The organism is Peribacillus cavernae (genome assembly GCF_003989135.1).
Classification (GTDB): domain Bacteria; phylum Bacillota; class Bacilli; order Bacillales; family DSM-1321; genus Peribacillus; species Peribacillus cavernae.
Genome location: NZ_RYZZ01000048.1, coordinates 1 through 4303, shown reverse-complemented (window position 1 = coordinate 4303; position 4303 = coordinate 1). Strand labels below are relative to the sequence as shown.

Here is a 4303-nt window from a genome sequence, read left to right as displayed (position 1 = left end):
TTGCATAAGGTGGCTTATGCTAAGCTTTGCATAAGCCACCCTGCGGATTTCCTTCCTCTGTTTTGAATAGCTTCCCTTCTTCCATGAACCCACCTTTTAAGAATCTAGCTATCAGTCTCAAAAGATTTGGGTCATCGATTCGGAGTCTCAAGAAATCCATCATCCATTTATGGTCCACATTATCAAAGAATCCTTTAATATCAGCGTCTACAATATAGTTCGTATACCTCTTATCAATATAGACATTTAATATTTTCAGTGCGTCATGGCAACTACGCTTCGGACGAAAACCGAAGGAGCTATCTAAGAAGTCTTGTTCATAGATGGCATTTAGAATTTTCGCTATTCCACGTTGAACGATCTTGTCCTCATGTTCGGGAATACCTAATGGCCTTTTCTTGTTTGACCCAGGTTTACTTATATAGGTTCTTCGAACCGGAGCAGGCCGATAACTTTTCTGTTTCATGCGCCTTACTAAATCGGAAAGATTACTTGCTAAATTCAGCTCATATTCTTCTTTTGTGGTCTGATGTACACCGGCTGCTTTTCTACTTGGTAGCTCATAATGACACTGTTTGAGTGATTCTTCATTAAGAAGATGAAGAAGTGACGTAAACTTTATTTCTGGTTGAGATTTTGCTAATTCTGCTATCCTTACTAGTTTTGTTTCCATTTAATCTCCTACCTCTGTGTGTAGTAAATGTTTCCCCATAAGGGCAATGATAGAGTAGCTGCCTTTCCTCCATCAGAGTTACCCGACTTCATTGGTACTACGCAGCTATCCGACTTCCTGAACGGCATTTGGCTTACTCACTTGTTATCGCTTGTTTTGCCATACTCTCTACTTCTAGATAGTTAGAAAGACCGACAGGATCTCCCGAGTTGCTACAACATATCAATGTGTGACGTGCCGAGGTCATCGACTCCGAAGAGGTTCCTGCTTTCTCGCCCTTACGAAAATAGGAATGTTGCTTTCTATACTGTCAAATACATCGGCCCTCTTAACTGGGTATTTCGGAGCTCAATCCCTTCAACCATTTGGCTTTCGGCCCATCACCTAACTGTCTACGCTTAAAGACAAGAGTTACCCCTTGTCCTTCAAGACTCGCTACGAGTGAATGGCTAGTTCTTTCTCGGTGGGAATCCCTCCCACTATATGTTGCAACCTAGGCTCGGTCGCTCTGACAGGCACCCATATTTATATACGGATCTGGTTAAATCCAAGGATGAATATTAAAATTAGCATGGACGGTAAGGGCCGTGCTCTTGATAACATTATTACGGAGCGTTTTTGGCGCTCCATCAAATACGAAGAAGTTTATCTGAATGAATATACAAGCCCACGTGAAGCAAGAAAGGGCATTACAAAATACATTGACTTTTATAACCATACAAGACTTCATCAGTCATTAGACTATCAGACACCGTCCTCTGTCTACTTTAGCTCTTGACGATTCCCCTCCACGTTTTCTATTAGTGGGAGCATCTTTGCCCTTTCAATATGTTCTCCCCTGTAGAAACATCCTGAAAGGTTCCGCGTTTCACGAGCACCCCATCGCTCATAATGACACATAGTAAAAAAAAGCACCTTAACTTTTAAAAATCCGTGTCTTGACAATGGGGTCCACTTTACTCGTTTGAGATAATAACTTCTAGCACATAAGTAATTGCTCTCTATAAATGATAAAATTATGTTAAATAAGGAGGGATATACTTGAACCGAAGAAACTTGATAAGGAGTATTTTACTTTTTATTTTTGCTTTCATTTTTGGCTATACAGTAAAAAAAGAGGGTGAAAATATAGTATTTCAACGAATTGATTCAAACATGGTTAAAAGTAAAGATGGAAAGTCAATTGCTGATGAAATTGAGGGTATAAAGCAAGATTTATCACAACGTGCAATTAATGTAAGACAGCCGCCGTACAATGCCAAAGCAGATGGAAAAACGGATGATACTTTAGCAATACAAAAAGCTATCGATTCGCTCAATCCAGGTGATAAGTTGTATTTCCCTAGGGGTGTCTATAACGTACCAGGTGGATTAACCTTGAACAAACGGGGAGTGGAATTTATAGGGCAATCTAGAGGGTATTATGATACGGCTGTATTACAATCTACCAACCCTAATAGTGTTATTTTAACAGTAAAGGAGGCAGGATTTTCATGTGAAAACATTCGCTTTCTAGGAGATGGCGATTTGTACGGTGTTAATGCAACAGTTACTGGTCTCAAACTTATAGGAGCTTTTTCCTCAAATCCTAACTTTGATGTTGATGCCCTTATATCAAAATGTTCTTTTTTTAAGCTAAAAATCTGTATCGAACAAAAAGGAAAAAACGTTGTAATAGAAAATAATAATTTATCGAATTCCACGATAGGGGTTAATATTCACCCTGAAGGGGTGCCAACTGATTTTAGAGGATTGGAAATAAGAGATAATCGTTTTCACTCTTTAGGAGGAAAAAGTAACCCTGAATCGGTTTGTATTAATGTAAACCCACATTTTAGAGAATTAATGATAACAACTAACTATTTTGATGATTGTTTTGTCCTAATTAAAGGAGGAGCAGTTGGCATGTCAGTTATCGGTAATATGATCACTAGAGCATACGGCGGGTTTGAGTTTGATATGACAAATAGTGACGTTTTGAGACAATATGATAAACGTATACAATTAATATCGAATAATATCCTTACCGGCATAAGTGCAGTCGGTGTTAATAAAAATGGAATTAGCATCATAGACAAAGACACAGGATTAGGGCGTTGGATTGTCTCTAACAATGTCATTAGCTTCTTTAGCTTTCATGGAATCTATGCAAAAGGAATCAAAAATTCATCAATTAGTGGAAATCATATTGATACTGTTGCCAGTGACACTTCCAAACTATATGACTTTATCCATATAGAAGAAACATCCGAGAGAGTAGCCATAAAAAATAATACAATGAGCGGAGCAAGCAAGAATATTAGGTGGGGGATAAACATAGAATCTGCAAAGACAGCCTCTCATTCCATTTCCAATAATGATTTCTTCGCTTTTGAATCTAACACTATCAACAATAGAACTATTAGAGGGGAGAGTCATAATACGGCAGATAGTCAACCGCAGCGCTCGTAAAAAACGCAGCATTTTTTAGCTACAAGGTATTGAGGGTGACACCCTATTTAAAGACATACGACGACATGTGCATGTGTAAATTCGAATAAACTAGTACATAGTTGTCCTAATAATAATTTGATACCTGTTTCTTCATTGTAAAGAGCGCACAGTTCAACAAAGTCTTCTGGCTTAATTTTTGATTTCGCTAATTAAAAATGTGTTGTCTAGCAATTTCATTTAAGTGTGTAGAAGAAAAATGTGGTATTAGGTCAATAAAGTAGACACATATTTTTTCAATTTTTTCTCTACCGCGCTTTCGCTTAGTGGCCTCTTGATCAAGCACAGTAATTCTTTCTGAACTTGATCAAGAGGAAATATGGGTCATTGTTGTTTATCCGGTACCTCGCATTTGGTACATACGTTCATATTCAGAGGGCGAATAATACCCATTGGCTGAATGGATTCTTTTTGAATTATAGAACACTTCTATATACTCATAGATTTCTTTTTTGGCCCTTTGCCGGGTCTCGTATTTTGTTAAGTAGATCAGTTCCTTTTTCAAAACGCTGTGGAACGACTCAATACAGGCATTGTCATAACAGTTGCCCTTCCTGCTCATACTCACTTCCATTTCGTGCGATTCCAGTCTTTTTTGATACTCTTTTGAACAATATTGGCTGCCCCGGTCGGAGTATGCAGAACTGAACCCTTTGTGCCGGCCTCTGACGTTGGTATGCACGTTCCAAGGCTTGAGTCAGAATATTCCATGAATGAAGTCACCATTTTCGAATCTTTTTTCTTGTGGCGTGGAACCGATTGACGATGACACTTCCTTTTAACCAGCTCCAAATACGTTCGACAGCATACAAGTTAGGATAGTAGGGTGGCAAAAAGAGAAGAGTCAGGCGATGCTCATATTCTTTTAAAAAAGGTTCCAACAGTTTGACATGCTGAATTCGAGCGTTATCCAAAATCATGACAATATGCTTTCCTACATGCAAAGCTACTATATAACGAGGAAAAGCGAGAAACGTTTGGCCATTGCACAGCTCGGCTTCCATACAAAAAGTTCTCCATTTTGAATGTTGACACAGCCAAATAAGCTGACAGCTGTATGGTGACCGTAAGTGGGAATCTGTTTTTGTTGCCCTTTACATTCCAAGTGAATATTGTCATGGGATAGCCCCGGCGTTGCCA

General features: G+C 38.8%; 3 protein-coding genes and 3 pseudogenes. 2 read left to right on the top strand and 4 right to left on the bottom strand.

Going from position 1 to position 4303, the window contains the following annotated elements:
* Positions 1 to 19: 19 nt before the first annotated feature.
* Complete coding sequence (locus ELQ35_RS21500) at positions 20 to 673, bottom strand: reverse transcriptase domain-containing protein (protein WP_126867230.1); 654 nt, start codon at positions 671 to 673, stop codon at positions 20 to 22.
* Between the two features lie 559 nt (positions 674 to 1232).
* Here ELQ35_RS21500 and ELQ35_RS21495 point away from each other — a divergent pair.
* Positions 1233 to 1451: pseudogene (locus ELQ35_RS21495) on the top strand (integrase core domain-containing protein); the annotation flags it as partial.
* A 263-nt stretch (positions 1452 to 1714) separates the two neighbouring features.
* Positions 1715 to 3124, top strand: a complete 1410-nt coding sequence (locus tag ELQ35_RS21490; protein ID WP_126867229.1) for a glycosyl hydrolase family 28-related protein — start codon at positions 1715 to 1717, stop codon at positions 3122 to 3124.
* Between the two features lie 373 nt (positions 3125 to 3497).
* Here the strand turns inward: ELQ35_RS21490 and ELQ35_RS23335 are convergent.
* The 3 genes and pseudogenes from ELQ35_RS23335 to ELQ35_RS23330 all read right to left on the bottom strand — a co-directional run.
* Positions 3498 to 3855, bottom strand: a pseudogene (locus ELQ35_RS23335) (transposase); the annotation flags it as partial.
* 27 nt (positions 3856 to 3882) lie between these two features.
* The gene (locus tag ELQ35_RS23870) at positions 3883 to 4167 is read right to left on the bottom strand and encodes a transposase (protein ID WP_126867227.1); all 285 of its coding nucleotides are present in this window, start codon (positions 4165 to 4167) and stop codon (positions 3883 to 3885) included.
* Positions 4113 to 4303: pseudogene (locus tag ELQ35_RS23330) on the bottom strand (hypothetical protein); the annotation flags it as partial. The pseudogene ELQ35_RS23330 and the gene ELQ35_RS23870, both read right to left, overlap by 55 nt.

Bases quoted from the DNA above. Each gene is read 5' to 3' on its own strand.
- ELQ35_RS23870 (WP_126867227.1), bottom strand. From the start codon at position 4,167: ATGGAAGCCGAGCTGTGCAATGGCCAAACGTTTCTCGCTTTTCCTCGT.
- ELQ35_RS21500 (WP_126867230.1), bottom strand. From the start codon at position 673: ATGGAAACAAAACTAGTAAGGATAGCAGAATTAGCAAAATCTCAACCA.